Source organism: Bradyrhizobium sp. CCBAU 11434, assembly GCF_028128895.1.
Lineage (GTDB): Bacteria > Pseudomonadota > Alphaproteobacteria > Rhizobiales > Xanthobacteraceae > Bradyrhizobium > Bradyrhizobium zhengyangense.
The window spans coordinates 341,035-366,325 of the sequence record NZ_LBJX01000001.1; the positions used below are offsets into that span (position 1 = coordinate 341,035).

General features: G+C 63.3%; 22 protein-coding genes and 1 pseudogene. 8 read left to right on the forward strand and 15 right to left on the reverse strand.

All coding sequences use genetic code 11. From position 1 onward, the window contains the following. The first annotated feature begins 8 nt into the window (after positions 1-8). The 5 genes from XI06_RS01600 to XI06_RS01620 all read left to right on the forward strand — a co-directional run bounded on the left by XI06_RS01600 (position 9) and on the right by XI06_RS01620 (position 5,746). A complete protein-coding gene (locus XI06_RS01600) occupies positions 9-860 on the forward strand; it encodes a hypothetical protein (RefSeq protein WP_271604499.1) in 852 nt (283 codons plus the stop codon). Positions 861-883: 23 nt separating this feature from the next. Then, positions 884-2,371 (forward strand): ThiF family adenylyltransferase, encoded by a 1,488-nt coding sequence (locus tag XI06_RS01605; protein WP_271604500.1) that lies wholly within the window; start codon positions 884-886, stop codon positions 2,369-2,371. Between the two features lie 111 nt (positions 2,372-2,482). After that, complete coding sequence (locus XI06_RS01610) at positions 2,483-3,418, forward strand: SIR2 family protein (RefSeq protein WP_271604501.1); 936 nt, start codon at positions 2,483-2,485, stop codon at positions 3,416-3,418. A gap of 59 nt (positions 3,419-3,477) precedes the next feature. Beyond that, positions 3,478-3,978, forward strand: a complete 501-nt coding sequence (locus XI06_RS01615; RefSeq protein WP_271604502.1) for a hypothetical protein — start codon at positions 3,478-3,480, stop codon at positions 3,976-3,978. Positions 3,979-4,807: 829 nt separating this feature from the next. Then, positions 4,808-5,746, forward strand: coding sequence for an N-acetylmuramic acid 6-phosphate etherase (locus XI06_RS01620; protein WP_271604503.1), 939 nt, complete (start codon positions 4,808-4,810; stop codon positions 5,744-5,746). Between the two features lie 61 nt (positions 5,747-5,807). On the opposite strand, the gene XI06_RS01625 is transcribed toward XI06_RS01620, so the two are convergent. The 4 genes from XI06_RS01625 to XI06_RS01640 form a co-directional block, all read right to left on the reverse strand. Continuing rightward, the gene (locus tag XI06_RS01625; protein WP_271604565.1) at positions 5,808-6,620 is read right to left on the reverse strand and encodes an ABC transporter permease; all 813 of its coding nucleotides are present in this window, start codon (positions 6,618-6,620) and stop codon (positions 5,808-5,810) included. Then, positions 6,620-7,450 carry an ABC transporter permease gene (locus tag XI06_RS01630; protein ID WP_442869402.1) on the reverse strand — a complete coding sequence of 277 codons (831 nt, stop codon included), beginning with the start codon at positions 7,448-7,450 and terminating at the stop codon, positions 6,620-6,622. Before XI06_RS01630 ends, XI06_RS01625 begins: the two co-directional genes overlap by 1 nt. Positions 7,451-7,538: 88 nt before the next feature. Further along, positions 7,539-8,669 (reverse strand): ABC transporter substrate-binding protein, encoded by a 1,131-nt coding sequence (locus XI06_RS01635; RefSeq protein ID WP_271604505.1) that lies wholly within the window; start codon positions 8,667-8,669, stop codon positions 7,539-7,541. Between the two features lie 33 nt (positions 8,670-8,702). Continuing rightward, positions 8,703-9,815 (reverse strand): ABC transporter ATP-binding protein, encoded by a 1,113-nt coding sequence (locus tag XI06_RS01640; RefSeq protein WP_333909302.1) that lies wholly within the window; start codon positions 9,813-9,815, stop codon positions 8,703-8,705. A 118-nt stretch (positions 9,816-9,933) separates the two neighbouring features. On the opposite strand from XI06_RS01640, the gene XI06_RS01645 reads away from it, so the two are divergent. Together XI06_RS01645 and XI06_RS01650 are read left to right on the forward strand one after the other, a co-directional pair. Then, positions 9,934-10,446 carry a 2'-5' RNA ligase family protein gene (locus XI06_RS01645; RefSeq protein WP_237872789.1) on the forward strand — a complete coding sequence of 171 codons (513 nt, stop codon included), beginning with the start codon at positions 9,934-9,936 and terminating at the stop codon, positions 10,444-10,446. 96 nt (positions 10,447-10,542) lie between these two features. Then, complete coding sequence (locus tag XI06_RS01650; protein WP_271604506.1) at positions 10,543-11,220, forward strand: RraA family protein; 678 nt, start codon at positions 10,543-10,545, stop codon at positions 11,218-11,220. 19 nt (positions 11,221-11,239) lie between these two features. Here XI06_RS01650 and XI06_RS01655 read toward each other — a convergent pair whose 3' ends face one another. The 6 genes from XI06_RS01655 to XI06_RS01680 form a co-directional block, all read right to left on the reverse strand. Continuing rightward, positions 11,240-12,199 (reverse strand): amidohydrolase family protein, encoded by a 960-nt coding sequence (locus tag XI06_RS01655; RefSeq protein WP_237891520.1) that lies wholly within the window; start codon positions 12,197-12,199, stop codon positions 11,240-11,242. Beyond that, positions 12,196-13,518, reverse strand: a complete 1,323-nt coding sequence (locus tag XI06_RS01660; RefSeq protein ID WP_271604507.1) for an MFS transporter — start codon at positions 13,516-13,518, stop codon at positions 12,196-12,198. The genes XI06_RS01655 and XI06_RS01660 overlap by 4 nt, the downstream gene beginning before the upstream one ends. A gap of 25 nt (positions 13,519-13,543) precedes the next feature. Next, the gene (locus XI06_RS01665; protein WP_271604508.1) at positions 13,544-14,458 is read right to left on the reverse strand and encodes an NAD(P)-dependent oxidoreductase; all 915 of its coding nucleotides are present in this window, start codon (positions 14,456-14,458) and stop codon (positions 13,544-13,546) included. 2 nt (positions 14,459-14,460) lie between these two features. Beyond that, entirely contained in the window at positions 14,461-15,825 is a 1,365-nt protein-coding gene (locus tag XI06_RS01670; RefSeq protein ID WP_271604509.1) for an MFS transporter, read from the reverse strand. A gap of 340 nt (positions 15,826-16,165) precedes the next feature. Next, positions 16,166-17,089, reverse strand: a complete 924-nt coding sequence (locus XI06_RS01675) for an SMP-30/gluconolactonase/LRE family protein (protein WP_237891523.1) — start codon at positions 17,087-17,089, stop codon at positions 16,166-16,168. A 99-nt stretch (positions 17,090-17,188) separates the two neighbouring features. Beyond that, positions 17,189-17,935 carry an IclR family transcriptional regulator gene (locus tag XI06_RS01680; RefSeq protein WP_237872782.1) on the reverse strand — a complete coding sequence of 249 codons (747 nt, stop codon included), beginning with the start codon at positions 17,933-17,935 and terminating at the stop codon, positions 17,189-17,191. Between the two features lie 1,039 nt (positions 17,936-18,974). Between XI06_RS01680 and XI06_RS01685 the strand changes: the two genes are divergently transcribed. After that, positions 18,975-20,003: a glycosyltransferase family 2 protein gene (locus tag XI06_RS01685; protein ID WP_237872781.1), complete on the forward strand. Its 1,029-nt coding sequence runs from the start codon at positions 18,975-18,977 to the stop codon at positions 20,001-20,003. Between the two features lie 3 nt (positions 20,004-20,006). Here XI06_RS01685 and XI06_RS01690 read toward each other — a convergent pair whose 3' ends face one another. From XI06_RS01690 to XI06_RS01710, 5 genes and pseudogenes are all read right to left on the reverse strand, one after another. After that, positions 20,007-21,095 carry a Gfo/Idh/MocA family protein gene (locus tag XI06_RS01690; RefSeq protein ID WP_271604510.1) on the reverse strand — a complete coding sequence of 363 codons (1,089 nt, stop codon included), beginning with the start codon at positions 21,093-21,095 and terminating at the stop codon, positions 20,007-20,009. A 3-nt stretch (positions 21,096-21,098) separates the two neighbouring features. Next, positions 21,099-22,118 (reverse strand): Gfo/Idh/MocA family protein, encoded by a 1,020-nt coding sequence (locus tag XI06_RS01695; protein WP_237865304.1) that lies wholly within the window; start codon positions 22,116-22,118, stop codon positions 21,099-21,101. A gap of 25 nt (positions 22,119-22,143) precedes the next feature. Continuing rightward, entirely contained in the window at positions 22,144-22,917 is a 774-nt protein-coding gene (locus XI06_RS01700; RefSeq protein ID WP_237865507.1) for a carbohydrate ABC transporter permease, read from the reverse strand. A 91-nt stretch (positions 22,918-23,008) separates the two neighbouring features. Next, positions 23,009-23,869: pseudogene (locus XI06_RS01705) on the reverse strand (carbohydrate ABC transporter permease); the annotation flags it as partial. An 89-nt stretch (positions 23,870-23,958) separates the two neighbouring features. After that, the gene (locus XI06_RS01710) at positions 23,959-25,251 is read right to left on the reverse strand and encodes an ABC transporter substrate-binding protein (protein WP_271604511.1); all 1,293 of its coding nucleotides are present in this window, start codon (positions 25,249-25,251) and stop codon (positions 23,959-23,961) included. Positions 25,252-25,291: the final 40 nt, after the last annotated feature.

A 25,291-nucleotide genomic window follows, 5' to 3' on the forward strand; every position in this document is an offset into this window, starting at 1 on the left:
AGATCAATATGGATACCGACCCAGGACATGAAATTCCCGTCGACCATCCTCAGCCCGAACAGGATCAATGCGGCTGCGGCGGCGACACGGAGCAGAAGGCCCTTCACGAGATCGAAGAGGCCGAGGCCAAGATCGCGAAGGGGCAAGATGAAGTCCAGCATGGGCTGCATGATGTCGAAGAGGGCGTGCATCTGCTCGACAAGGCCAAGGCGGACCTCAAGGAGGCCCAGCGCCACCACGTCATTCACTTCACCGTGAACGGCGAGCCGGAGAAGACCGAACAACGGGAGTGGACGCCGGACGACATCATCACGAAGTTCGGGGAGGTCGATCCCGCCTCCAATTACCTCGTGCGAATCAAGGGCCATCACAAGGAGAGCTTCCAGGGCAAAGGCGAGATCCCGATCGAAATCCACGATTGCGACGATTTTCAGATCGTCTCCACCGGTCCCACGCCCGTGTCCGACGGCAGCAAGCTCACAGGCGCGAGCCTCTTTGTGGCCGGCTTGGAGGCGCTCGGCTACAAGCCGACCTTGCTCTCGGGCACGACCGATCACGTCGTGTTCGAATACCAGGTTCCGACCGGCAAATACGCGGGCCGGACCTTCCGGCTAGGCGTGGTGGTTCCTGCGGACTTCCAGCTGAGTTCCCCCGGAGGCCTCCATGTGTCGCCGCGCATCCATCCGAACAAGGGTGGGAAAATGCATCCGACTGAAGGCATCGCGGACAGCGCCGCCTTCCAGAGCAAGGCCGGTGGCGAATGGCACTATTGGTCGCGACCGGTCCCGGATTGGGCCACGAGCAAGAAAACGGTTGCCGCCTACATGCACCACGTTTGGTGGCTTTGGGACACACAGTGAGCCGCGCTCGACACAGCGTGGCGATGGCGGAGGCCATCGACGCCCAAGCGCGGCGGCATCTTCTTCGCGCCGATCGTCAAGAAGACCTGTGCTTCGCCCTTTGGCATCCCAGCACTGGACGCAGCCGACGAACGGCGCTCATTGAGCGCTTGATCTTGCCGGAGGACGGCGAAAGAAATGTCCACGGCAACGCGAGCTTTCAGCCTGCTTATTTTGAACGCGCGCTCGGCCTCGCCTCCGCCGAGGGCGCTGGTCTCGCGCTCTTGCACAGTCATCCCCTCGGCCGCGACTGGCAAGGGATGAGCGGCGACGACATCCGAGCCGAGCAAGGGCATGCTGGCGCCGTCTACGGCGCGACTAAGCTGCCTTTCGTCGGCTTGACGATGGCGGGCGATGGGGCGTGGAGCGCAAGGTTTTGGGAGCGCACGGCGCGCCGACACTATGGCCGATTCGACTGCGCCACCGTCCGGGTCGTTGGGCAGCGTCTGCGCATGACCTACATGAACCAATTAGCACCGGCGCCACGGCCTATGGAGGCGCAAATCCGCACGATCTCGGCTTGGGGTGAGCGCAAACAAGCAGATCTCGCCCGCCTACGCATCGGCGTTGTCGGTGGCGGCAGTGTCGGCGGCTTCATCGCCGAGGCTCTGGCGAGAACCGGCTTCGAAGACGTGCTGGTCATTGACTACGACTACATCGAAACCAAGAACCTGGACAGGCTCGTCTACGCCACCCGTCGCAATGTCGGCGAGCCCAAGGTTTCCGAATTGGCCACTCATCTTCGGGAGGCCGCCACGGCCGAGAAGTTCGAGGCCGAGCCGATCATGGCTGCCGTGTACGAGGAAGAGGGCTTCCGAGCCGCCCTCGACTGCGATGTCTTGTTCTCGTGTGTGGACCGACCATGGGGTCGGCACGTGCTGAACCTTATCGCCTATGCCCACCTCATCCCGGTCATCGACGGCGGAATTGCGGTTCGGCGCAACCGGAAGGGCGAGTTAGCCGCCGCAGACTGGCGCGCTCACACCGCGACGGTCGACCACCGCTGCATGCAATGCGTAGGGCAATATGATCCTGGTCTCGTCGAGCTCGAACGTCTCGGCCATCTCGATGATCCGACCTACATCGAGAACCTAGCGAAAGACCATCCGCTTCGCGTGCGCGAGAACGTCTTCGCGTTCTCGATGGCCTGCGCTAGCCAACAGATGTTGCAGATGCTGGCTATGGCGCTCGACCCTCTCGGCCAGCCCAACCCCGGTGAACAGCTCTATCACTTTGTGGGCGGCCACATGGAACCGCCAATATACGGTGTTTGCCATCCAGAGTGCCTATTCCCCGGTTTTGTAGCGCGAGGCGATCATTGCGGCTTCGTCGTTACCGGTGATCGACCGGCGCGACTGTCGCCTGGCAGCAAGAAGCCGGCAGCTCCCGATTCCATCGTTCGCCGTGGATTCGTAGCCATATCGACTGCCTTAGCCTTCATCGGCCGCGCCATCGGAGCGCGCTTGAAATAGGAATTGTTGAAGACTTTGCAGGCTAGCCGATCCGGCTGCTACTTTCGCAACTCACAAGGCCGCTCCAATTCAGTTTGTCGTCTCGCGGACCGGCGACCAAGAGTCTAAGCCATGACCAATCTTCTTCTAACCGGCGCAGGATTTTCCTACAATTGGGGCGGCCCGCTTGCCGCCGACGTTTTCAGTAACCTACTGACCGATAACGATATCGATGATCCTACTCGCCGCTCGTTGCTGGAGGCGGACGGCAAAGGCGGGTTTGAAAAGGTTCTTGCCGATTTGGAGCTATCCGGCGATTTAGACGACAAAAGACGTCATGGCGTCCTCCTCACGGCACTAGCCGGAATGTTTAACTTGTTGAACGGCAGCTTTTTGCAGCTAAAGCAGTTTGAGTTCGAGAATCCGCCCGACACCCGATATTGGCTTCACGGCTTCCTCAGCCGGTTCGATGCGATCTTCACCCTTAACCAAGACGCGCTTCTCGAAATTCACTACATCCCCCTCGTCATGAACAGCCGATGGGGTCAGGCTCATCTCCCTGGGCTAAAATACCTCGGAAACTTCCAGCCAACCGGGTCGATCCACGACCGAATTGCAATCATGGAACCGAATCCGCCAGAATTCAGGCTGGCACCCGGTGCTCAGCCCTATATCAAGCTCCATGGTTCGGCGAATTGGAATGAAGGCGGTTCTGGCGGCCGTGTGCTCATCATGGGCGGCGCGAAGTCAGCCAGCATCGATCGCTTCGCGATTTTAAGATGGTATCACAAAGAGTTTCGCGAAATGCTGATGAGGTCGGACGCCAGGTTGATGGTGATTGGCTATGGCTTCGGCGACGAGCATATTAATGACGCCATTCTCGATGGCCTAAACAAGAAGTTGAAGTTGTTTTTGGTCGACCCCAATGGCCATCGAGCGCTCGATGCCGATAAGCGCTTTGAGCCGTTTAAGCACCAGCTCATTGGGATATCACGTAAATCCCTCACCGAGACCTTTGGCGGCAACCGCCCGGAACACAACAATTTATCAAAGTTTTTCGACCGATGACACAGCGATGGCCGACATATGAGGTCGCCGACGACGAGGTCGTTCGCGCACTCGGCATCATGAATATCAACTACGTTCGCTTTGAACGCACCCATGTCTGGATGCTTGCCGCGACAGCAAACTTGACGGAAGAGCAAGCGGCCATCTTTGTGTCCCGCACGAACCCGAATGAACGTGCAACATTTATCGATACGTTCTTTAAGCGACGGCAATGGTCCGAGCCCGAGAGCTCCACCATCAGGCATTATATCGCTGCGACGCGCGTCCTGACCGAGAACCGCAACGCTCTCATACACGGAAACATCGTCACGAGCGGGGGGAGCGAGCCGGCTATTTTTTCGTTAAACCGGCGCGGCGAAATGGTGATGTTCAGATCATCCTTGGCGACCATTCGAGAGGTTGCGGATGATGCGGAATCATATTTTCAGTTCGGCTTAGAGCTTGCAAACTATATCGCCGTGGAAATCGATGGAGCGGCTCGACGGGTAGGCATGGTTGTTGTTCACGATTGCCCGCCCTGTCCACCAATGCCTCAGCCGGTGCGGCCGGTATTCGCCTAGCTTGAGCACCAGGTTGGTGTGGTTAGGTTGGAGGAAAGCGAGTACTGGTGACGAATTGAATGGTACAGCCCCGTCCTGGTTTGCGAGCAAGCATTTTGGACACGTCTCGATTACCAACACCGGAGCTCCACGCCGGAATCGCGGAGGAATTGCGCAAGCGTGGGATATCGCGAAGCGCAAATAATCCGACCGGCGAGCTTGCCGGATATCTCTTTTGCAAGGCATTCGGCATAACCGTTGCCAATTGCAATGGGGATAACTGGCGGCAGGTGGAGGGCCGCCGGTTTATCATCAACCCATGAGTGACGACCTACCGCGACAGGATGCGACTAGTCGCGACCGCTCGCTCGACGAGCTCTATTTCCTCTCGATAGAGAAAGTCGCGGACATGTACGAGGAAGCTGGTCAGTTGCGGTGACAGTGCACTCAATGATCGACCGCTATCGAGCATCCAAAGCTTTATGATCTAAGTGCACTGTCACGACCTCAAAGTTCGGATTGCGGGCGACGAGATCCACGCAGCATCAGCACATGTCGGCACCATCAAAGATGTGCTGCGCGGCAATCGAGAGAACGGCGGAAGACCCGCTTGGCCCATCGGTGCCGATCCAAGACTCGCAGTCACGGGCTCGTGAGGCGCCTCCCGTCCCGTTCGATCCCTCGAGGACACAGCGGTTTCGGGGACCCGGAGCCAATTCCTCGCGTTAACGTCCCACGGGAACAAAAGGTACCAGGCCTCTCGCCATTGATGGCGGCGAATTCAGCTGCCGCGCTGACCTGGCCAACCTGGACCTGGCCAAGCTGGACCTGCCGAGGAGAGAAACCTACTATGAACAGGCTCCGAAGTTCCGCGTTTGAGGCTTGGATCAGCGGTATGGCGACCGAAGAAGTCGATCCCAGATTTGCCGACCTTGATGCGTGGCCGCTGAATTCAGCGATGGAAGCGATGTGGGAGGGCCAGCTTGCGGCGGTCGCCGCAATCGGCCATGCCCTTCCCGCAATCACTGCGGCAGCCGAAGCGGCCAAGACTGCGCTCGGCGATCGCGGTCGCATCGTCTATGTCGGCGCCGGCACCTCGGGCCGCGTGGCAGTCCAGGACGGCGCCGAGCTGACGCCGACCTTCGCCTGGCCCCGCGAGCGCGTCCGCTTCGTGCTCGCCGGCGGTGACAAGGCGTTCGTCACCAGCATCGAAGGCGCGGAGGACGATGTCGATGACGCCGTCGCGCAGATCAGCGCCGCACGGCTCACGCCGCATGACGTGGTGATCGCGGTCGCCGCCAGCGGCACAACGCCGTTCACGGTCGCGGCGCTGCGGCACGCCGGCTCTTTCGACGCAGTGACTGTCGGTGTCGCCAACAATCCCGGCACCGCCCTGCTGGCATCGGCGAAGTTTCCGATCCTGATCGAGACCGGCCGCGAGCTGATCGCCGGCTCCACGCGGATGAAGGCGGGCACCGCGCAGAAGGTCGTGCTCAACCTGATCTCCTCGGGAGTGATGCTGCGCCTTGGCCGGGTGTATCGCGGCATGATGGTGAACATGCCCCCGACCAATGCCAAGCTGAAACGGCGCGCCGAGGCCATGGTGGCGCAAATCGCCGACTGCGACCCGTCGCACGCGGCACGCTCGCTCGAGCAGGCCGAAGGAGACGTCAAGACGGCGGTGCTTCTGGCGCTGGGTGTCAGCAGGGCTGATGCGGAGACCATTCTGAAGGACGGCGACGGCAATCTCCGCCGCGTGCTTGCCGAGCTCGCCAGGGATCGGGGCTAAAGCGCTATTGTTTGAGCATGATCTTTTCGGAAAACCGCTTCACACTTTTCCGGATCATGCTCTAGGCGCCGACCTTGGCCAGCACGTCGGCGCGCAGGAAGCGCTCGATGAAGAGCATGAACAGCACCGAGGGCACGAGGAGGATCAGCGCCGTGATCGAGGCGACCTGATAGTTGCCGCCCATCGCCGCATTGTAGAGCAGCAGCGGCAGGGTCGTGACCTGCGGCACGCCGACGAAGAAGGTGCCGGTGAACTCGTCGAGCGATTCCAGGAAGACAAAGATGCCGCTGGCGACGATGCCGGGTGCCGCCAGCGGCAGCGTCACCGAGAAAAACGTCTTGAGCGGCGAGGCACCGATGTTGCGCGCCGCAAGCTCCAGATCCTTGTCGACTGCGCCGAAGGCGGCGGCCGCGATCCAGACCGAATAGACCAGCCCGTGCGCGGCATGGACGAGCACCACGGCGAAGACCGTGCCGTTGATGCCGAGCTGGTAGAAGACGCGGGCGACGTTGATGTAGATCGCGACCGACGGAAAGGCCTGCGGCAGCAGGAATACAACCATGAACAGGGCGCGCGCCGGCAGCTTCAGCCGCGCCAGCGCGTAGCCGGCCGGAATCGAGAGCGCGAGCGCAACGACGACCGTCAGCACCGCGATCCAGACTGATGTGCCGAGCGAGGCCATGGCGTCGCCTGTCGGACGGAAGACCTGCTGCCAATAGCGCGTGCCGTAGGTCACCGGCAGCTTATAGGGCGTGTACCAGCGCTCGGCCACGGACCAGAGCGCGAGGTTGGCGAGCGGGCCGATCAGCACGAAAGCAAAGGCCGCGAGCAGGAACGCGGCCAACGCCGTGCGCAACGAAGATGCCAGACGCATCATGGCGCGCTCTCCTTGGCCATGCCGCGCTTGAGATAGATGATCGCAGCGCCGGCCGAGAGCAGATAGGTGATGACGCCGAGCGCATTCGCCGTGGCGTAATCGCCATAGGCGTTGATGCGGAAGGCCATGTCGACTGTCAGCAGGGTGGGCTGCGATCCCGCCACCATCATCGGGACCGACAGCACCGAGAGCATCGTCACGAACGACAGCACCAGCGCGACGAGGAGCTGCGGCATCACCTGAGGCAATGCGAGCTCGACCAGCACGCGCAAGCGGGAGGCACCGAGATTGCGGCCCGCTTCAAGCGTCGCGCGGTCGATCGCGGCGAGCGCACCCGCGAGCAGCAGGGCAACGAAGGGCGTCTGCTTCCAGACGAAGGTGGCGATGATGCCGCGCCAGTCGAGGAAGCTTGCCGCCTGGAGCGGCTCCATGAGCCCCATGGCGACGAGGAAATTGTTCATCAGCCCGTTCTTGGCAAGGAAGGTGCGCATGCACTGTGCCGCGACGATGAACGGGATGAAGAGCGGCCAGCGATAGAGCGCTTTCAGCGTGCCAACGATCCAGCGATTCTCGCCGAGCGTCAGCGTGCCGGCGATGATGATGGCGGCGAGCCCCGTGAACGAGCAGGAGGCGAGCACGATCACGACGGTGAAGAGGACGTCGCCGGAATAGAGCTCCCAGGCCTTGCGAAAGGCATCCAGCGAGACGCCTCCTTTCGGCCCCGTGAAGGCCGAGATCAGCGAGAAGCTCAGCGGATAGAGAAACAGCGCCGCCACCAGCGCGAGGCCAGGCGCGATGAGCAGCAGAGCGAGCTGGCGTTGGGAGATGGACATCGAACCTGCTGACAACGGCGCAGAGGAGAAAGGTCGTGACTCCCGGGCACGCGCCCGAGAATCACGACCCTCGCAACGAACCTCAATTCGCGACCTTCTTCTCGTAGCCCTCGAGGATGTCGTTGAAGTAGGGCGCTATCGGAAAGGGCTTGCCGTTGCTGGCGAGCTCGGCCGGCGTAACGTCGCTGAAGAGCTTGTCCCAGGCGGCCTTGTCGAGCTTGCCTTCGAGGTTCTTGGCGTCGATGCCCGGATACCAGTTGAACTTCTTGACGATGCCGTCGGCCTGGACTTGCGGCGAAGTTGCAAGCGCAATGAAGGCCTCGGCCAGCTTCTTCTGTGCCGATTTCTCCGGAATCGAATAATACATCGGCTGGCCGGGCATGCCGGGCGAGATCAGTTTCAGCTTCATGTTCGGCGGCAGCTTGCCGTCGGCCTGCCACGAGTAGAACATGTCGACCCAGACAGGGCCGATCGCAATCTCGCCGCGGTTCAACATGTCGAGCGTGCCGGCATTGCCGGGGGTGATGGTGGCGTTGGCGTTGAAGGCCTTCAGATCCGCGAAGGCCTTGTCCCAATTGGCCTTGGTGGCGGCGTCGTAGGGGCCTTTGATCAGCTTGTCGGCATCGCCGCCGAATGCGTAGACCCAGCCGGCGACGAAGGCGACCCCCGACATGCCACCCTTGATGCCGTTATAGCCGAACTGCTTCGGATTCTTCTTGGCCCAATCGGCGAGCTCGGCAAAGGTCGCTGGCGGCGTCTTGACCATGTCGGCATTGTAAGCGAGCGCGGTCTGCGACTGGAACATCGGGATGACGTAGCCGCTCACGTCGGTGCCGAGCGCGTTCCTGGACGCGTCGCCCGTGGCGAGCTTGGCGGTATCGACATCGGCCGAATATTTGTCGAGCAGGCCCTCCTTGACCATCTGGCCGGCGGCCTTCTGGTGGATCACCACCACATCGAAATCGGTTGCGGTCGCGCCTTTCTGGGCGTTGAGCTTCTCGTAGATCTTCTGCGAGCCGGCATCGCCCGGCCCGGTGCCGACCGCGACGATCTTGACGCCCGGATGAGCCTTCTCGAACATCGGGGCAAGGTAGTCCTTGACGTAGTCGACCATATTCTGATCGCCCGCGGAGGCGACGTTGAGCGTTTGCGCAGCGAGCGGCGAAGCCGCGATCAGCGCGGCGAACGAGGTGGCAATCGTGAGAAGGCGCATGAGTCTGGCTCCGTGTCGGATCGTTGGAAGGGGTCAGGCAGGGATGGACGCCTGTGCAGCCGGGAAGATGTGAAGGCGTGAAAGCGGGATACGCAGGCCGACGGCCGCGCCGGGCTCATGCCTGATGGCGTGATCAACGGTCAGCTGGCGGCCGGCGACCTCGACCCTGTAGCGGTAGAGCCCACCCGGATAGCTGCGCGCCGCAATGCGGCCCGGCACCACCAGATCCTCGCCCGGTGCAGCATCGGGCGCATCCAGACTGGCGACGTCGTCGCGGAAATAGGCGAGTGCTTCGCCCGCTGGCAGAGCAAGGTCGCGTTCACGGGGGAGCACATAGCGCGCCTCGCCAGCCGCGATCGTGGCGGGGCCCTCGCCGGACTCGACACGGACGGGCAGTACGTTCTCGGCGCCCATGAAATTGGCGACGAAGGCGCTGTTCGGCCGGTCATAGACCTCCTCCGGCGTCCCGATCTGCGCGATGCGGCCAGCATTCATGATGACCAGCCTGTCGGCCATCGTCATCGCCTCCTCGCGGTCATGCGTGACATGGATCGTGGTGACGCCGAGCCGCTGCTGGATGGCGCGGATTTCGTGACGCATCGTCATGCGGATCTTGGCGTCGAGGTTGGACAGAGGCTCGTCCAGCAGCAGGATGCCGGGGTCGACCGCCAGCGCGCGTCCCAGCGCCACACGCTGCCGCTGCCCGCCCGACATGGCCGTGACCTTGCGATCTTCGTAGCCGGCGAGCCCGAGCATCGCCAGCAGCGAGGACACCTTGGCGGCGATGTCGCGCTTGGACACCCCGCGCAGCTTCAGGCCGTAGCCGATGTTCTGGAGCACCGTCATATGCGGCCAGAGCGCATAGGACTGGAACACCATCGCCATGCCGCGCTTCTCGGGCGGCAGACCGGCGACGTCCTTGCCACCGACGGCAATCGAGCCGGACAAGACCGGCACAAAGCCGGAGAGCGAGCGCAGAAGCGTGGTCTTGCCGCAGCCGGAGGAGCCGAGCAGCGCCGTGAAAGACCCCGGCGCAAAATCGAGATCGACGCCGTGAAGCACTTTCGTGCCGCCATAGGCGACGTGCAGGCCGCGCACCTCGATTGCCGCGCCGACACCCGACATCACTTGCGAGCCCGCCCGCACGTTTCGCTCCTCCACGCCGCCCTATTTGCTCAGATGGAATTGTTCTTCCATTCTGCGATCAGCGTGGAATAAACATACCGACCCCTAGCGCGCTCGTGCAACAGATTTATGACTCCCGATGACCGTCGAGATCCGATCGCTCTGGCTCATGCCGTGCCCCGAAGACGAAGCGTTTCTCGCTTCGCTCATCGGCGAGCTTGCGGCGCGCTTCGGCACGCCGAATTTCGCGCCGCATCTGACGCTGCGCGGCGACACCAATGCAACGTTCGAGCATCTCCACGAGGATGCTCGGGCAGCAGCCGCTGCGTCGCAGGTCTTCGCCGAACCGATAGCTGGGATCGAGACGACGCAGGCGTTCTTCCGGGCCTTCTACGTGCGCTTCGCCGTTTCGGCGCCGCTCTCCAGGCTGAAGCAACGCCTCGATCCGCAGGAAGCTGAACGCTTCATGCCGCATGTCTCGCTGCTCTATGGCAACCTGCCGGAGGTCGTGAAGGCGCCGGCATCAGCCGAATTCGGGCAGCGCCTCGCGGGCCGCGCCATTACCTTCGACAGAATTTGCGTCGTCCGTTCAGGACAGGACATCCCCATCGCCGATTGGACGATCCAGGCCTCGGTGCCGCTCGGGCGCTGAGGCTTGTGAGGAGACCGACCAGTTCCTCTCATCATGCACATTGCGAAAAACGAAACGTCGTTCTATGGATTTTCCAGCCCATTTGGAGAACCATTCATGCCCGTCGGATTCAGAATCTTGAAACGCAACAGGAAGATCGGCGCCGATGTCGTCGAGCGTTTTGCGCGCCTGCCTGTCGCCAATGTCAGCGACAGCATGTCGCGCCTGACGGCCGGCGGTGCGCGGCTTCGTCCGATGCACGGGAGTGGCGGGCTGACGGGCGCGGCACTGACGGTCAAGACGGCGCCCGGCGACAATCTCATGGTGCACAAGGCGATCGCGCTGGCCGAGCCCGGCGACGTCATCGTCGTCGATGCCGGCGGCGACCTGACCAATTCCATCACCGGCGAGATGATGATGATGCAGATGGTCAAGCGCGGCGTGGCGGGCCTCGTCATCAACGGCGCGATCCGCGACGCCGGCTTCATCCGCAGCCAGACATTTCCGGTTTTCGCGGCGGGCGTGACCCATCGCGGCCCTTACAAGAATGGCCCGGGCGAAATCAACGTTGCGATCGCGATCGACGGCATGGTGATCGAGCCCGGCGACCTCATCATCGGCGACGATGACGGCCTGCTCTGCGTGCCGTTCGATCAGACCGAGGCGGTGTTCAAGGCCGCCACCGCGAAGTTCGAGGCCGAGCAGAAGCAGATGGCCAATATCGAGGCCGGCACCCACGACGCCTCCTGGGTGGACAAGCAATTGCGCGAGCTGAAGTGCGAAGGCGTCGATTGAGACGCCTTCGGCCAGGTGGTTAGAAGCCGAACAGTTCGACCGGATTATCGACCAGGATGCGCCGGCGGGTTTTTTCGTCCGGCGCCCAGACGGCGAGAAGATCGAGCAATAACGCATCATCCGGCTTGGTGCCGCGCTGGGTCGGATGCGGCCAGTCGGTGCCCCAGAGGATACGCTCGGGCGTGGCCTGCACGTAGGCACGCGCAACGTCGCTGGAATCCGCATAGGGCGAACCGAGCTTGCTGTCCTCATAGGGCTCGGTGACCTTCACCCAGGTGCGCCCCTCATCGAGCATGCGACGCACGGCGGCGAACGCAGGATGCTTGACGCCATCGGGCTGCGGAATACGCCCGAGATGGTCGATGACCACCTTGGTGGGCAGCGACCGGATGACTTTCTCATGAGTGACGATCTGATCGCCGGTCATCAGGATCTGCACGTGCCAGCCCAGCGGGCTGACGCGCCTCGCGAGCGCGGCAAGCATCTCCGGCGTTGTCGTTCCCCAGGTCTGCGGAGATACGAAATTGACGCGGATGGCGCAGACGCCGGCGTCGGCCAGCGCGCGCAGCTCTGCTTCCTCGACGTCGGCGTCGACCACGGCTACGCCGCGCGACGAGGAGCCGAGCTGGCCCAGCGCGTCGGCGAGACACCGGTTGTCGACCCCGTATGTCGATGGCTGCACCACCACGCTCCTGGTGGTGCCGAGCCGGCGACGGAGGTTTCGATAATCCGCGACGGTCGCACCCGATGGAAAGCCCTGGTGCCAATGCGGCGAAACGGGAAACCGTCCGTCGTAGATATGGTGATGGCAATCGCATGCGTCCGCGGGCGCGTTCAAGCGCGGCGGCGCCGACCCGGTGCTGTTGGGCACCGCCTGCTCGACGCCGTCCGCCCAGGCGCCCGTGCTCGCAGCCAGTAGACCAACGAGAACGCCGCGCCTGTTAATGGCGCGCCGTGACGTCTTGCCGCGCTCGCTCATGATTTCACCGCGACCATGTCGGCAGCACGCGCGACGTTGCGGCCGAGCACGAGGACGCAGGTCGCGGCCACGGCACACAGCAGCGCAAGCGGCAGCATCCCGAGCACGAAGCTTCCGGTCGATTGCTTGACCAGGCCAACCACGTTCACCATCAACCCGCCGCCGATCAAATTGGAGATCGCGTTGATGCCGGCGAGGCCGGCGGCGAGCGTGCTGGTCGAAAGCCAGCTTGCCGACAGCGCCCAGAACGGCCCCTTGAAGGCATAGGCGCCCACCAGGCAGAACGTCACCATGACGATGGTCGGCGCAACAGCCGTTCCCGTCAGGCCCAATGCGGTGAAGCCGCCGGCGGCGAGCAGCAGCGGAATGGCCGTGTGCCAGCGGCGCTCGCCCGATTTGTCCGAATGGCGGCCCCACAGCACCATGAGCACGGTCGCGATGCCGTAGGGGATCGCATTGACGAAGCCGGTCTGCAGATTCGACAGGCCAAACGATTTCAGCAGCTGCGGTTGCCAGACCGACAGCACACTGCCGGTGGCGGAGGCGCCGGAGCAGACCAGGGCCATGACCAGGAAATATTTGTTGGTGGCAAGCTGCCAGAGCGAGAGATGACCGACCGGCTTGCGCGCGGCTGCATCCGCCGCCATGCGTGCCGTCAACCAATCCCGCTGCTCATTGGTCAGCCAGGACGCCCCTTCGGGCCTGTCGATCAGAACGAACAGGCAGGCAAGCCCGAGCAGAACGGTCGGCAATCCCTCCAGGATGAACAGCCACTGCCAGCCGCGCAGGCCAAGCGCGCCGTCGAGTTCGAGCAAGCCGACCGACAGCGGTGACCCCAGGAAGGTCGCAAGCGGGATCGAGACCGTGAAAGTCGCCAGGATGCGCGCGCGATACTCGGACGGCAGCCAATAGGTCAGATAGAGGATCGCGCCGGGAAAGAAACCGGCCTCCGCCGCGCCCAGGATGAAGCGCATCGCATAAAGCGAGTACGGCCCCACGACGAACGCCATGCACGCCGTCACCAAGCCCCAGGTGATCATGATCCGGGCGATCCAGCGCCGCGCGCCGAATTTCTGCAGCGCCAGGTTGCTGGGGACTTCCACCAGGAAATAGGAGACGAAGAACAGGCTGGCGCCGAAGCCGAACATCGCCGGCGTGAGCCCGAGATCCTTGTTCATCTGCAGCGCCGCGAAGCCGACATTGACGCGATCGAGCAGCGCGAAGAAATAGCAGATCATCAGGAACGGCACGAGGCGCAGGATCACCTTGCGCATCGTCGCCTTCTCTATCGGGTCGATGTCCGTTCGAGCAGCCGTCACGTTTCTCTCCCTTTTATTGTTGGCTTTATTCGGCTGCTTTCGCGCTGGCCTGCATCCGGGTCGCGATCGCATCGATGGCGATCTTGTAGTTCTCGGGAACGACGCCTTTGAAGTGCTCCTTCAGGCCCAGGCTGTCCTTCCAACGCAGCCGTGCCGCGGTCGCGCGCGCCATCAGCGGCTCGATGCCGGCATCCTCGACCGCCTCGGCCGCCATCTCGACCTCTTCGGTGCGTCGCTTGGCGTGGATGACGCCTGAGGGCGTCAGGCTCTCGACCGTGTCCATGAACGGACGCGTCAGCGTCTTCGACGCCGAGGCCAATACGGTTTCGTCCAGGCCATAGGACCGGGCGGCGAGCAGCGTCTCGTCGATCAGCGCCTCGATGCCCTTGATCAGGACCGAACGAAGGATCTTGATGCCCGAGGCCGTGCCGAGCTTGTCGCCGGCGAATTCGATGCTCATGCCCCAGGGCACGAGCAGGTCGACCACGCGCTGGCCGGCGGGACCGCTCGACATCATGTGCATCGCATAGCCATGCTTGGGCGTGCCCATGATGGAGCCGTCACCGAGCGTGGCGCCTGTCCCTGCGAGCCGTTCGGCGACGCCATATTTCACCTTGGGCGTAGCTGAGGCGAAGTCGAGGAAGGTGTGGCGGCCATCGAGCACAGGCGCAAACGCGGCCGCGCTTTCGAGCGACCTGGAGCCCGGCGTGACGCTGAAGATCAGCTCCGCTGCGTCGGCCAATTCCTGATTGGACTTGACCAAAGTGACACCCGCCGCCTTGGCACGGCCCTGGATCAGATCGGCATACGGACCGTCGAAGGCATATTTGTCGTAGCAAAAGATCTGCTGCAGGCCGGCCTCGCGCAATCCCTTGCCCAGCGTGCTGCCGATCTCGCCATAACCGACGAGACCGAGACGGAACTGCTTTCGCTCGCTCATTTTCAAATTCCTTTCGAGAGGGGTGCGATCGCGCCCGCGCGGCCGTCAGCCGTTCCGGCCTGTCGCTGCAGACTGGCACCAACCAGGCGGATCAGGATGGCAGCCAGCGCAAGAAACGCAGCCACCGAGATCAGGGCCCATGAGAAGCTGTCGGTCGACTGCTTGATCACACCGATGAGATAAGGACCGACGAAGCCGCCGAGATTGCCGATCGAGACGATCATCGCGAGGCCGCCCGCGGCGGCGCTGCCGGTGAGGAAGCTCGACGGGATCGGCCAGAAGGTCGACTGGTAGCACATGATGCCGATCACGGCGCCGCAGAGGGCGACGATCGAGACCAGCGCGGACGATGTCGCGTAGCCGCAGACGATCAGCGAGGCCGCGCCGACGAGCAGGCCCGACGCCACGAACCAGCTGCGCTCGCCGCCGTTGTCCGACAGCCGCGCCCATAGCATCATCGTGATGGCGCCGCAGATATAGGGAATGGCGGCGATGAAGCCGACGGCGACGACGCCGAAGCCGAAACCTTTGATGATCTGCGGCATCCACAGCCCTAGACCGACCGAGCCGATGATGGCGCAGAAATTCACGGCAGCGCAGACGAGAACCCGCCAGTTGAGGAAAGCATCCTTGAGGCGGGATGAGTGTCTGGCGGCAATGGCCTCGCGTTCCGACGCCAGCACGCCTGCGAGCCAGGTCCGCTCCGCGGGGCTGAGCCAGCTGGCCTGTTCGGGCTTGTCGGTGAGCGCAAAGAGGCACGCGAAGCCAAGCAACGTGGCCGGCAGGCCCTCGATGATCAAAAGCCACTGCCAGCCATGCAGGCCGCCCAGGCCGTCAAGGGTGAGCAGCGAGCTCGAGATCGGCGCACCGATGATGTTGGCGATCGGGATGCCGAGCAGAAAAGCCGCAGTCGCCGTGCCGCGGACGCGCGCCGGAAACCAATAGGTGAAATAGAGGAACACACCGGGCGTGAAGCCGGCCTCGCCAAGTCCGAGCAGGAAGCGCATGACGCCGAAGCTCGCAGGACCAACCACGAATGCGGTTGCGGCCGAGATCAAGCCCCAGGTGATCAGGATGCGGGCAATCCATTTGCGGGCGCCGATCGCCTGCAAGGCGAGATTGCTCGGCACTTCCGCCAGGAAATAGCCGAAGAAGAACAGCCCGGCGCTCCAGCCGAATGCAGACGGCGAGATGCCGAGGTCGCCGTTCATCGTCAGGCTGGCGATGCCGACATTGACCCGGTCGAGATAGGCGACGATGTAGCAGAGCAGCAGAAAGGGCACGATGCGCCACAGCACCTTCGAGAGGATCTTCTCCTCCTCGGGTGTGAAGCCCTGTTGGGCTGAGGCGGCTGCAACGCTTGCCATGGGTTCCCTCCGGGCGCCGGTGTTCTCCCGGCCATGGGGAGCGCCTTAACAAAAATAGAACGGCGTTGCAATTCATTTTGAAACGCCGTTTCATTTTATTGAAAGGTGTCGCGCGCCCTTCGCAGCTGGTCGCAAGGAAAAGTGAGCGCCAATCGTCGGTTAAGGTGCGTCGCCGCAGCCTCGATCTCCACTGTCATGCCCCGGCTTTGACCTGGTTTTGACCGGGGCATCCAGCACGCCGCGGCCTTTCGGCTCGATCACTCTGTCTCGGAGTACTGGATCGCCCGGTCCTAGTGCGCAATTGCGCACTGGCGGGGCGATGACACCCAGTGTGTGGCAGCTAGTCGGCGTGCGAGAACATCGGAAGGCCCGGTGTTTCGAGTTCGGCGCGCAGCAGGGTTCCAGTGCGGCTCTCGGTGATGAAGAGGCTCTTTCGCTGCGGTCCGCCAAAGGCGAGATTGGTCGTACCGACACCCGCGCAGGAAACGATGCGGTCGAGCGGTTCAGCCAGTTGCGACAACCGCCAGACCGAGCCGAAGCCGGTGTGGCAGACCAGCAGATTGCCGCCGTCATCAAGCGCCAGTCCGTCGGGACCGCCGGGACCGCCATGCAGATGCGAGAAGATGCCGACCTTCGTGGTGAGGCCGCTCGCCGGCAGCGGCACGCGCCAGATCTGGTTGGCGCGCGTCACCGCGACGAGCAGAAAACTTTCCTCGGCATCGACGACGATGCCGTTCGGGCTCGGGATCGTGTCGATCAGGCAGCTGAGCCGGCCGTCCGGCGTCAGCTTCCAGACCCGGCCACTGGGATCGTGCATGCCCGTCTGGCCCTGGTCGGTGAAATAGAGATTGCCAGACGGTGCGAAGACGAGGTCGTTCACGCCCTTGAAGCTCTCGCTCGCCGCCGTCTCCAGGAACGGCGTCACAGCGCCGCTGGCCGGATCGAGCAGCATGATCCCGCGCTTGTAATCGGTGATGAACACGCGGCCGTCACGGTGGATCTTCAAGCCGTTCGGCCAGCCATCATATTCGGACACCAGTTCCCACACGCCGTCAGCGCTGACGCGGAAGATGCGGCCATAGGGAATGTCGGTGATGTACAGTCGCCCCTGCCGATCGAAGGACGGCCCTTCCAGGAAGGAGTCGATTTCGCGTCCGCCCTGGTTGGCATCCGCCCAGGCGGTGCGGCGCGGCTTGCGAAGATGATCAGGCAGCCGTGTGAAGATGCTGGTTTCGATCCGGCGCGGCGGGCTGAAGAACGTCATCGGCTAACCTTTGGGACGAGCTTGGCAGAACCATCGAGTCGACAGGATTGTCGCCCGCCGAGGCCGACGCGGCAAGCTAAAACGAAACGCCGTTCCGTTTCATGTCGAACCGGTCCGCCTGCGTCCGCTTTTCGCCGTGCCCGAGGTCGGAGTTCCTCCGCACGCTAGCGTCAGCTTGCTTGCGGCCTCGACCAACGGCGCCTTGATCTGCTCCGCGCGCGCCGTGGTGAGCCGGCTGACCGGGCCCGAGACCGCCAGCGCCCCGACCAGGGAGTCGCCGATGCCGAACACGGGCATGGCGAGCGCGGCCGCATGAGGATCGGTCACACCGGAGGTGAACAGCGGCAGTTCGTCATCAGGCTCGGGCGGCCCGGACTCATACCGCCGCAGCGTTTGCGCGATGGCGGACTTGTCCATGGGGCGGGTATCGCCCGGCTGCACGGTCATCCGGATGCGATTGCTGCTCTCCACCCGGAACAGACAAAGCCTCTCCTCGCCATTGCGAACATAGAAGGACGTCGTCTCACCGGTCTTTGCCGCAAGCTGCTCGAGCACCGGCATGACATGGTCGGCCAGACGAAACGCCTGCTGATAGGCGGTGCCGAGGCGCAAGGTCTCCGCATCGAGCCGGTAGGAGCCGTCCGGCAGGCGGGCGAGCAACCGGTATTGCTGCAGCGACAAGGCCAGCCGCAGGATCGTGCTCTTGACGAGGCCGGTCCGCTCCGCGAGCTCGGCCAGGCTCAAGGCGCCGTCGCCGCGGCGGAACGCGGTCAGCACCGCGAGTGCGCGTTCTGCTGCCGATACGCCCTTGAGTGCGGGCGGCTTCTTCACGGTCTGCTTTGCCATATCACCTCTCGTCCTCGTCACGTCCTAAGGCATTCTGCCGACGAGGAGAAGAGGCTACGACCTCGAATCGCGGTGCGCTCATGTTGCGCGACCGTAGGCAGCGTGAAGCTCCGATGTTCGCTGCATTCGTTCAACAGATGTGCAGCGACGGCCCAGAAGGGTTGATAGAAGCTCACCTCGTGACGAGGGATCGCGTCAATCGTCACGGCAAGACGGGTTTGCAGATTCGCACGAATTCCACCGTCACCCGAGCATGATGCCGCGGATGTTACCCGCCGCGAGGCGGTAGCGGATTGCGGGGACATCGACCGAGGCTCACTTGTTGGTTCACAGTAAGTCCACCGGAGAAATGACCATGCGATCAAGTCTGGTCCTGAGCCTTTTGATTTTCCTGTGCGCACCCGTCGGCGCCGCTACGGCAGCCCAGGGACATCGGCATCATGCAACTGTTCACTCTGGCCGAGTTTCAACGACAGGGGCCGCCGCGGCCTGGGCCTATTCACCGGGAGCGCCGGCCCGCCCTCAGCCGACCCCGCACTACGATGATCAGCCAGAACCAGGTCATAATCCGTTTGCGGGATGGGGCGGTTAGCACCGGACGCCAGCGCAGCGGCGCGGTCGCTGCTGCCGGCGGCCAGCCACCCTATTTCGGATGCGCCTTGCCCGTCCAACCAACCCGCGACAAGTTGCCGGTGCGCCTGCCTTAACAAAAGTGGTTACCCGAATATTGACGCTCAGAGGGATGACCCGCTTCACCACCTCTTCGTGCTGCGCGCGCCGCTGCGCCGGCCCTTGCGTGTTGAGCAACTCAGGTCGAGCCACGCATCGCCGGCAATGATCCCTCCTTTGCCTGCCGCGGTTCATTAACGACGCAGTACGAATTGGCTTCTGATGAAGGCCATCTTTGATAAATTCCGCATACGACCACAGAGGCGCCAATCCAGGCCGACCGCGCTCAGGCCGCCTCCCTTGAGCAGCTGATTCAGACGCGAGCTGTTCATGGACGTGACCGACCCGTGCACCGGCAAGGAAAGATGAGATGCAAGTCAGATCAGCGCTTCAGATCAATTTGCATCCGCTGGACGTGCGCCATGCGGTCCACACACTGCCGCATCAGCTCGACGTGTGGGGCGATCAGGTCGATCGTATCGTCTTCACCGTCGACACCAAGCAGAGCAAGAGCGGCCGCTATACCGGCAGCGCTTACGAGGAGAGCCGCAGGCGCCTGTTCGCATTGCTGGAGGCCATCGCGCTGAAATCGCCGAAGGCAGAGATTTCCGAGGTCGACTATTCGCCGGCGGCGCTCGAGGCCGTACGGCAGCGCTATTTCTCGACATCCAGCGCCTATCCGGAAAAGGCCTTCGATGGCGGGCCGTTCCACGCCTATTTCTACGGTCTGTTGAAGACGAACGCGGACTATGTCGTGCATATGGACAGCGACATGCTGTTCGGCGGCGGCAGCCAGGTCTGGCTGGAGGAAGCGATCGGCTGGCTGAAGACAACGCCCGATGCGCTGTTCGCCGGACCGCTTCCCGGGCCGCCCCGCACTGACGGCACACTCGGCGATCTGCATGGGGGCTTCCCGGGATTATCAGGCATCCAGCCGCCCGAACGGCTGGACGCCGCCTACCCCGCTTACCGTTTTCGCACGGTGAGCACGCGGATCTTCGTGCTTGATCAGACCAAGTTCGATGCATCGATCGGAGCGCTGCAACTGGTGCGTCCGAATCTCAAGCGCCGGATTCGCGCAAAACTGTTTCGCCAGTCGCCGCTGACGATGCCGGCGGAGGAGATCATCTCCGCGGCCATGATGCGCAATCATCTTTCCCGCATCGACTTTCTCGGTTCGGGCGCCGGGCTCTACTCGCTCCACCCACCTTATCGCACGGATACCTTCTATCGGGAATTGCCGCAGCTGATCGCGCGCATCGTCGCCGGTGCGATACCGGACGCCCAGCGCGGCGACTATGATGTCAATTCAAGCATGTTCGACTGGACCGAAGCGCTGCGGCAGAAGACCGTCAGCCGTCGTCTCGCCCGTGCCGCGCGCACACTGATGTCGAGCTGAGCATCATCCCGACGCAGTCGCCGCCGCCGGGCGCCAGCTGCGATATTTCGGGTGGCCCTTGCCGATCGGCAGCGCCACCGCCGTGCCTGTTTCAGCGGCATGATAGAGCGCGGTGATCAGCTCCAGCGAACGCCGCGCGTCGTTCAGCGTCACCGGCAACGGGCCGCCCGATTCCAGCGCCTGATGATAGGCTGCCATCAGGCCTTCGAAGCGCGATGGCACGAAGGTGAACCCTTCGAGCGCCGCGGCGATCCGCCCTTCTGCTTCCGGCGAGGTGGCGATGATCTGCCAGGGATCGTCGCCGGGAGCATAAGGCGAAAGCGAGCTCTCGAAGGTGACGTGCTCGAAGCACAGCCGGAGACGGCTGATCTCCTTGGCCGACCCCAGCGTCGCGGCCAGCGAGGCCAGCGCGCCGTTTGCCATCACGAGGCTCGCCACCGCACAGTCTTCGACCTCGATGTCATTGACGCGCGTTGCGGTGCGCGCAAACACTGAGGCGATATCGCCCATCAGCCAGGTCAGGATGTCGTGGGAATGAATGGCGTGGGTGAGCAGCGCCCCGCCCAATTCGGTCTCGAAGCGGCCGCGCCACGGCACCGCATAATATTTGGCGCCGCGCAGCCAGGCGGTCTCGATGGTCGCCAGATACGGCTTGCCGGAAAGGCCAAGCTCGATGATGCGCCGTGCCTTCTGCAGGCCGTTGCCGAAACGATACTGGAACACCGGCATGAGACGCCCGCGCGAGGTGGCCTCGGCGGCGGCGAGTTGGTCGACCTCTTGCAGCGAGCCGACCAGCGGCTTTTCGCAGATCACCTGCTTGCCGGCGGCGAGCGCCGCCATGACTTGCGGAAAGTGTAGTGTTGGCGGCGTGCAGATATCGACGATCTCGACGTCGCCCATGGCCAGCACCTCGTCGAACGAGGTGGTCCGGCGCGGCACCGCGAACTCGTCGCCGACAGCGGCGAGGCGCTCCTCGTTGAGATCGCAGATCACCTGCACATCGAACCGATCGCGCAGGCGCGCATAGCCCTCGTCGATATGGCTGCGGCCGATGCCGAGGCCGATGACAGCAACCGTTCTACGCTTCGACATGCTTTAGGCCCTTTCTTGCGCCTTGCCTTCCGCCATCGCCTGCGCGGTGAGCGCCAGCTCCATGGCCTTGAAGCAGCGGGCCTGCGGGATCGCGGTCTCGGTGCGATCACGCACGTCGGCGATGAGCTGGCGGCCATAGGGGAGTTGGACGTTGGAGCAGTCGATCCGGTGCACGCCCTTGCGGTCGACCATGATGAGGTGGTCGATGCCCCCCTGCCCCGCGATATCAATGTATTTGCGCAGCTCCATATAGCCCTCGGTGCCGAGAATGGTGATGCGGCCGTCACCCCAATTGGGCAGGCCATCGGGGGTGAACCAGTCGACACGGATATAGCCGGTGACGTCGCCGGTCCGCAGCAGCATCTCGCCGAAATCCTGCAAGCCAGGCCTATCAGGATTAGCGCGATTGGCGACCGTCGCGCTGACGACCTTGGCGTCGAGCGCGTCGGCGAAGAAAAGGAACTGTTCGCACTGATGCGAGGCGATGTCGGTCAAGACGCCGCCGGTGCGCTCGCGCGAATAAAACCAGTCGGGCCGCGGCAGGTTCTTCAGCTTGTGCGGACCGAGCCCGACGGTGTTGATGACCTTGCCGATGGCGCCTGATGCGACCAGCTCGCCGGCCTTCACGGTGGAGCGGGTCTCGAAATGCTCGGAGTAGCAGACAGAGTAAATCCGCTTGGTTTCGGCCTGGACCCGGCGCACCTCGGCCAGTTGCTCCAGCGAGGTCATGCCCGGCTTGTCGCTCATATAGTCCTTGCCGTGGCGCATCACCTCGATGCCGAGCGGCGCGCGGTCGGCGGGGATGCCGGACGAGAGGATCAGTGCGATGGACTTGTCTTCGAGCAATCGCGCCCGCTCGGCGACGCGCGGCGCTTGCGGGTATTTCGCGGCGAAAGCCTGGGAGAGATCGTCCTCGACCGCATGAAAGCCGACCAGCTCGGCGCCGGCGCGCAACAGGCAATCGACCTGGCCATAGATGTGGGCGTGATTGATGCCGATCGCGGCGAAACGCAGTTTGCTCATGATTTTTTTCCTTGGTTAGCGGCCGTCAGCCCTTCAACCCTGTCGTGGCGATGCCATCGATCAGGAGACGCTGGAAGAACAGAAAGAACACGAACAACGGCAGCAGCGTCAGTGTCGACATCGCGAACAGCGCGCCCCAGTCGGATTTGCCGGTGGAATCGACGAAGCTGCGCAGGCCAAGCTGGACGGTGTAGGAGTTCATGTCGTTCAGATAGATCAGCGGCCCGAAGAAGTCGTCCCAGGTCCAGATGAAGGTGAAGATGGCGGCCGTGGCGAGCGCCGGTATCGACAGCGGCAGGATCACGATCCAGTAGATGCGCCAGGGACCGCAGCCGTCGATCATCGCGGCCTCATCGAGCTCGCGCGGGATCGAGCGGAAGAACTGCACCAGCAGGAAGATGAAGAAGGCGTCCACCGCGAGGAATTTCGGCACGATCAGCGGCAGGAAGGTGTCGACCCAGTCGAGATTGAGGAACAGGATGTATTGCGGGATCAACGTGACGTGGTACGGCAGCATCAGCGTGCCGAGCATTAAAGCGAACCAGAATTTCTGGCCGCGGAACTTCAGTCGCGCGAACGCGTAGGCCGCCAGCGAGCACGACATCACGTTGCCCACCACGCTGCACAGTGACACCACCAGCGAGTTCAGGAAGAACTTGCCGAAGGTCACTTGCAGCCCCGACCAGCCGCGCCAATAGGCGGCAAGGCTGAAGTGGCGCGGCCAGAGCGAGGCATCGCCGAAGATGTCGCTGTCCGGCTTGAACGAGCTCGCCAGCATCCAGAGCAGCGGATACAGCATGGCGATCGAGGCGAGGCACAGCACGACATGATAGAGCAGCGTGCGGCCGCCTCGATTGCGAGAGGGCGAAACCTGATCCTGTCCTGCGAGATCAACCATCGTAATGCACCCAGTAGCGCGATGACAGGAAGGATAACGCGGTGAAGGCCGCGATGATCACCACCAGCACCCAGGCCAGCGCGGAAGCATAGCCCATGCGGAAATAGGCAAATGCCTCCTGGTAGAGATAAAGTGTGTAGAACAGCGTCGCGTCGATCGGCCCGCCGGTGCCGCCGCTGATGATGAAGGCCGGCGTGAACGCCTTGAAGGCGTCGATGGTCTGCACCACGACGTTGAAGAACAGCACCGGCGTCAGCAGCGGCAGCGTGATCCGCCAGAACTGCTGGCTGCGGCTGGCGCCATCGATCTCGGCGGCCTCATAGACGTCCTTCGGAATCTGGCGCAGGCCGGCGAGAAAGATGATCATCGGCGAGCCGAACTGCCACACGGCCAGCGCCACCAGCGTATAGAGCGCGGTGTCGGGATTGGAGATCCAGCTCGGTCCATGAATGCCGACGAGCTTCAGCGCCTGGTTGAGCAGGCCGTCGCTTGCGAACAACTGGCGCCACAGCACCGAGACCGCCACGCTGGCGCCGATCAGCGAAGGCAAATAGAAGATCGCCCGATACAGCGGCAGGCCGCGCAGGCCCCGGTTCAGCATCATGGCCACCAGCAGTGCGAAGGCGAGCTTGAGCGGCACGGATAGCGCCACATAGAAGAAGGTGACGTGCATTGCCGCGCTGAACTTGGGATCGCTGGTGGCGATGCGCACATAGTTGGCGGCGCCGACCCAGCGCGGGTTGCTGAGCAGGTCGTAATCCGTGAACGACAGATACAGCGAGACCAGCGCCGGTCCCAGCGTGAGCCCGAAAAAGCCGATGAGCCAGGGCGCGAGAAACAGATAGCCCGTGGCGCTCTCGCGCCAGGATGTCTCGGGTGCGCGTACCGCCGGCAAGGCCTGTCGGGACGTGGCGGCGTCGATCAGCGTATCCGCCACTGCTTCTATCCGCGGGCCAGAACGGCGGACGCCTCGGCGACGAACTGCTTGGCGCCGTCGGCTGGCGTCAGACGGCCGAAGCCGACCTGTTCATTCACCCGCCGCAGCACGCTCTGGATCTCGCCGGCGCCCCGCGGTGGCGGAGGCGGCAATGGCCCAACCTTGTCGCTGATCAGGCTGATGTAGTCGACCATGGCGCGGCCGAGGTCGTCGAGCGACGGCGTCACGACATTGCGCACCGCTGACGACGCCGGCACGCCGCGCTCGACACCGAGCAGCTTGCCGGCCTCAGTATCGGCAATGAAGTAACTGACCAGCTGAACCGCAGCCTCGGCCTGTTTCGACTGCGCGGAGACGCTCCACATCATGGCCGGCTTCAGATATTGGCCGGGTTTCGCGCCCTGCCCGCCGTCGGGAAACGTCGAGAGGCCGAGCTTGCTCTTGTTGATGGCCTGGAAGCCGACCAGCTGGTTGGAGTGGGCAAAGGTCATGGCGACCTTGCCGAGCGACAACAGGTTCGAATCGATCTCGCCGCGATCGAGCGCCTGAACGTCAGGCGCGGCGCTGGCGCCGCGTTTGCGCATATCGCTCCAGAATGCGAGCCACTCGGCCATGTCCTTGTCGTCGTAACCAACCTTGCCTTCGCTCGTGTACAGCGACTTGCCGCGCTGGGCGAGCCAGACCTCCAGCAGCGGCTCGTTGCCACCGCCGTCCTCCATGCCGGTAAAGCCGTCGCGCTTGGCGGCCTTGGTGACCTCGGCCGCGAGATCGCCAACCTCGCTCCACGTCATGTTCCAGACCGGTTCCTTCAGGCCCAGGCTCTGGATCAGCCCCTTGTCGTAGACCATCGCCGTCGAGTTGAGACCGAGGCTGACGCCGTAGATCTTGCCGTCGACCTTGCCACTGTCGACCGCGGCCGGGCTGAAATCCGTGAGGTTAAGGGCTTTCGGTACGTAAGCATCGAGCGGCAGCAGGGCACCCCGGCGCGCATATTCGAAGATGTAGCGGTAATCCATCTGCAGCACGTCGGGCGCATTGCGACCGGCGGTTTGCGTCGCAAGCCGCGCCCAATAATCGGTCCAGCCCAGCGTCTCGCCGGCGATTGTCATGTCCGGATGGCTGCTCAAATAGAGCTGATTGACCTTGTCGGTGCGCTCCGCCCGTTCCTTGGCGCCCCACCAGAACATGCGCAGCCGCAACTCTCGCGCCGCAGCGGGCAGGCCGCCCAGGCCCGCCAATGTTGCACCGCCGATACCGGCGCCGATCAATGAACGACGCGACAGCGCGAAGCCGCTCATGAACTGTCCTCCCTGACCACGTGTCAATTGAGGCGCGTGT

Excerpts from the sequence above, each read along its gene's own strand:
- XI06_RS01600 (WP_271604499.1), top strand. The coding sequence starts at position 9 with ATGGATACCGACCCAGGACATGAAATTCCCGTCGACCATCCTCAGCCC.
- XI06_RS01605 (WP_271604500.1), top strand. The coding sequence starts at position 884 with ATGGCGGAGGCCATCGACGCCCAAGCGCGGCGGCATCTTCTTCGCGCC.
- XI06_RS01610 (WP_271604501.1), top strand. The coding sequence starts at position 2,483 with ATGACCAATCTTCTTCTAACCGGCGCAGGATTTTCCTACAATTGGGGC.
- XI06_RS01615 (WP_271604502.1), top strand. The coding sequence starts at position 3,478 with ATGAATATCAACTACGTTCGCTTTGAACGCACCCATGTCTGGATGCTT.
- XI06_RS01620 (WP_271604503.1), top strand. The coding sequence starts at position 4,808 with ATGAACAGGCTCCGAAGTTCCGCGTTTGAGGCTTGGATCAGCGGTATG.
- XI06_RS01625 (WP_271604565.1), bottom strand. The coding sequence starts at position 6,620 with ATGCGTCTGGCATCTTCGTTGCGCACGGCGTTGGCCGCGTTCCTGCTC.
- XI06_RS01635 (WP_271604505.1), bottom strand. The coding sequence starts at position 8,669 with ATGCGCCTTCTCACGATTGCCACCTCGTTCGCCGCGCTGATCGCGGCT.
- XI06_RS01645 (WP_237872789.1), top strand. The coding sequence starts at position 9,934 with ATGACCGTCGAGATCCGATCGCTCTGGCTCATGCCGTGCCCCGAAGAC.
- XI06_RS01650 (WP_271604506.1), top strand. The coding sequence starts at position 10,543 with ATGCCCGTCGGATTCAGAATCTTGAAACGCAACAGGAAGATCGGCGCC.
- XI06_RS01655 (WP_237891520.1), bottom strand. The coding sequence starts at position 12,199 with ATGAGCGAGCGCGGCAAGACGTCACGGCGCGCCATTAACAGGCGCGGC.
- XI06_RS01665 (WP_271604508.1), bottom strand. The coding sequence starts at position 14,458 with ATGAGCGAGCGAAAGCAGTTCCGTCTCGGTCTCGTCGGTTATGGCGAG.
- XI06_RS01670 (WP_271604509.1), bottom strand. The coding sequence starts at position 15,825 with ATGGCAAGCGTTGCAGCCGCCTCAGCCCAACAGGGCTTCACACCCGAG.
- XI06_RS01675 (WP_237891523.1), bottom strand. The coding sequence starts at position 17,089 with ATGACGTTCTTCAGCCCGCCGCGCCGGATCGAAACCAGCATCTTCACA.
- XI06_RS01680 (WP_237872782.1), bottom strand. The coding sequence starts at position 17,935 with ATGGCAAAGCAGACCGTGAAGAAGCCGCCCGCACTCAAGGGCGTATCG.
- XI06_RS01685 (WP_237872781.1), top strand. The coding sequence starts at position 18,975 with ATGCAAGTCAGATCAGCGCTTCAGATCAATTTGCATCCGCTGGACGTG.
- XI06_RS01690 (WP_271604510.1), bottom strand. The coding sequence starts at position 21,095 with ATGTCGAAGCGTAGAACGGTTGCTGTCATCGGCCTCGGCATCGGCCGC.
- XI06_RS01695 (WP_237865304.1), bottom strand. The coding sequence starts at position 22,118 with ATGAGCAAACTGCGTTTCGCCGCGATCGGCATCAATCACGCCCACATC.
- XI06_RS01700 (WP_237865507.1), bottom strand. The coding sequence starts at position 22,917 with ATGCTGTATCCGCTGCTCTGGATGCTGGCGAGCTCGTTCAAGCCGGAC.
- XI06_RS01710 (WP_271604511.1), bottom strand. The coding sequence starts at position 25,251 with ATGAGCGGCTTCGCGCTGTCGCGTCGTTCATTGATCGGCGCCGGTATC.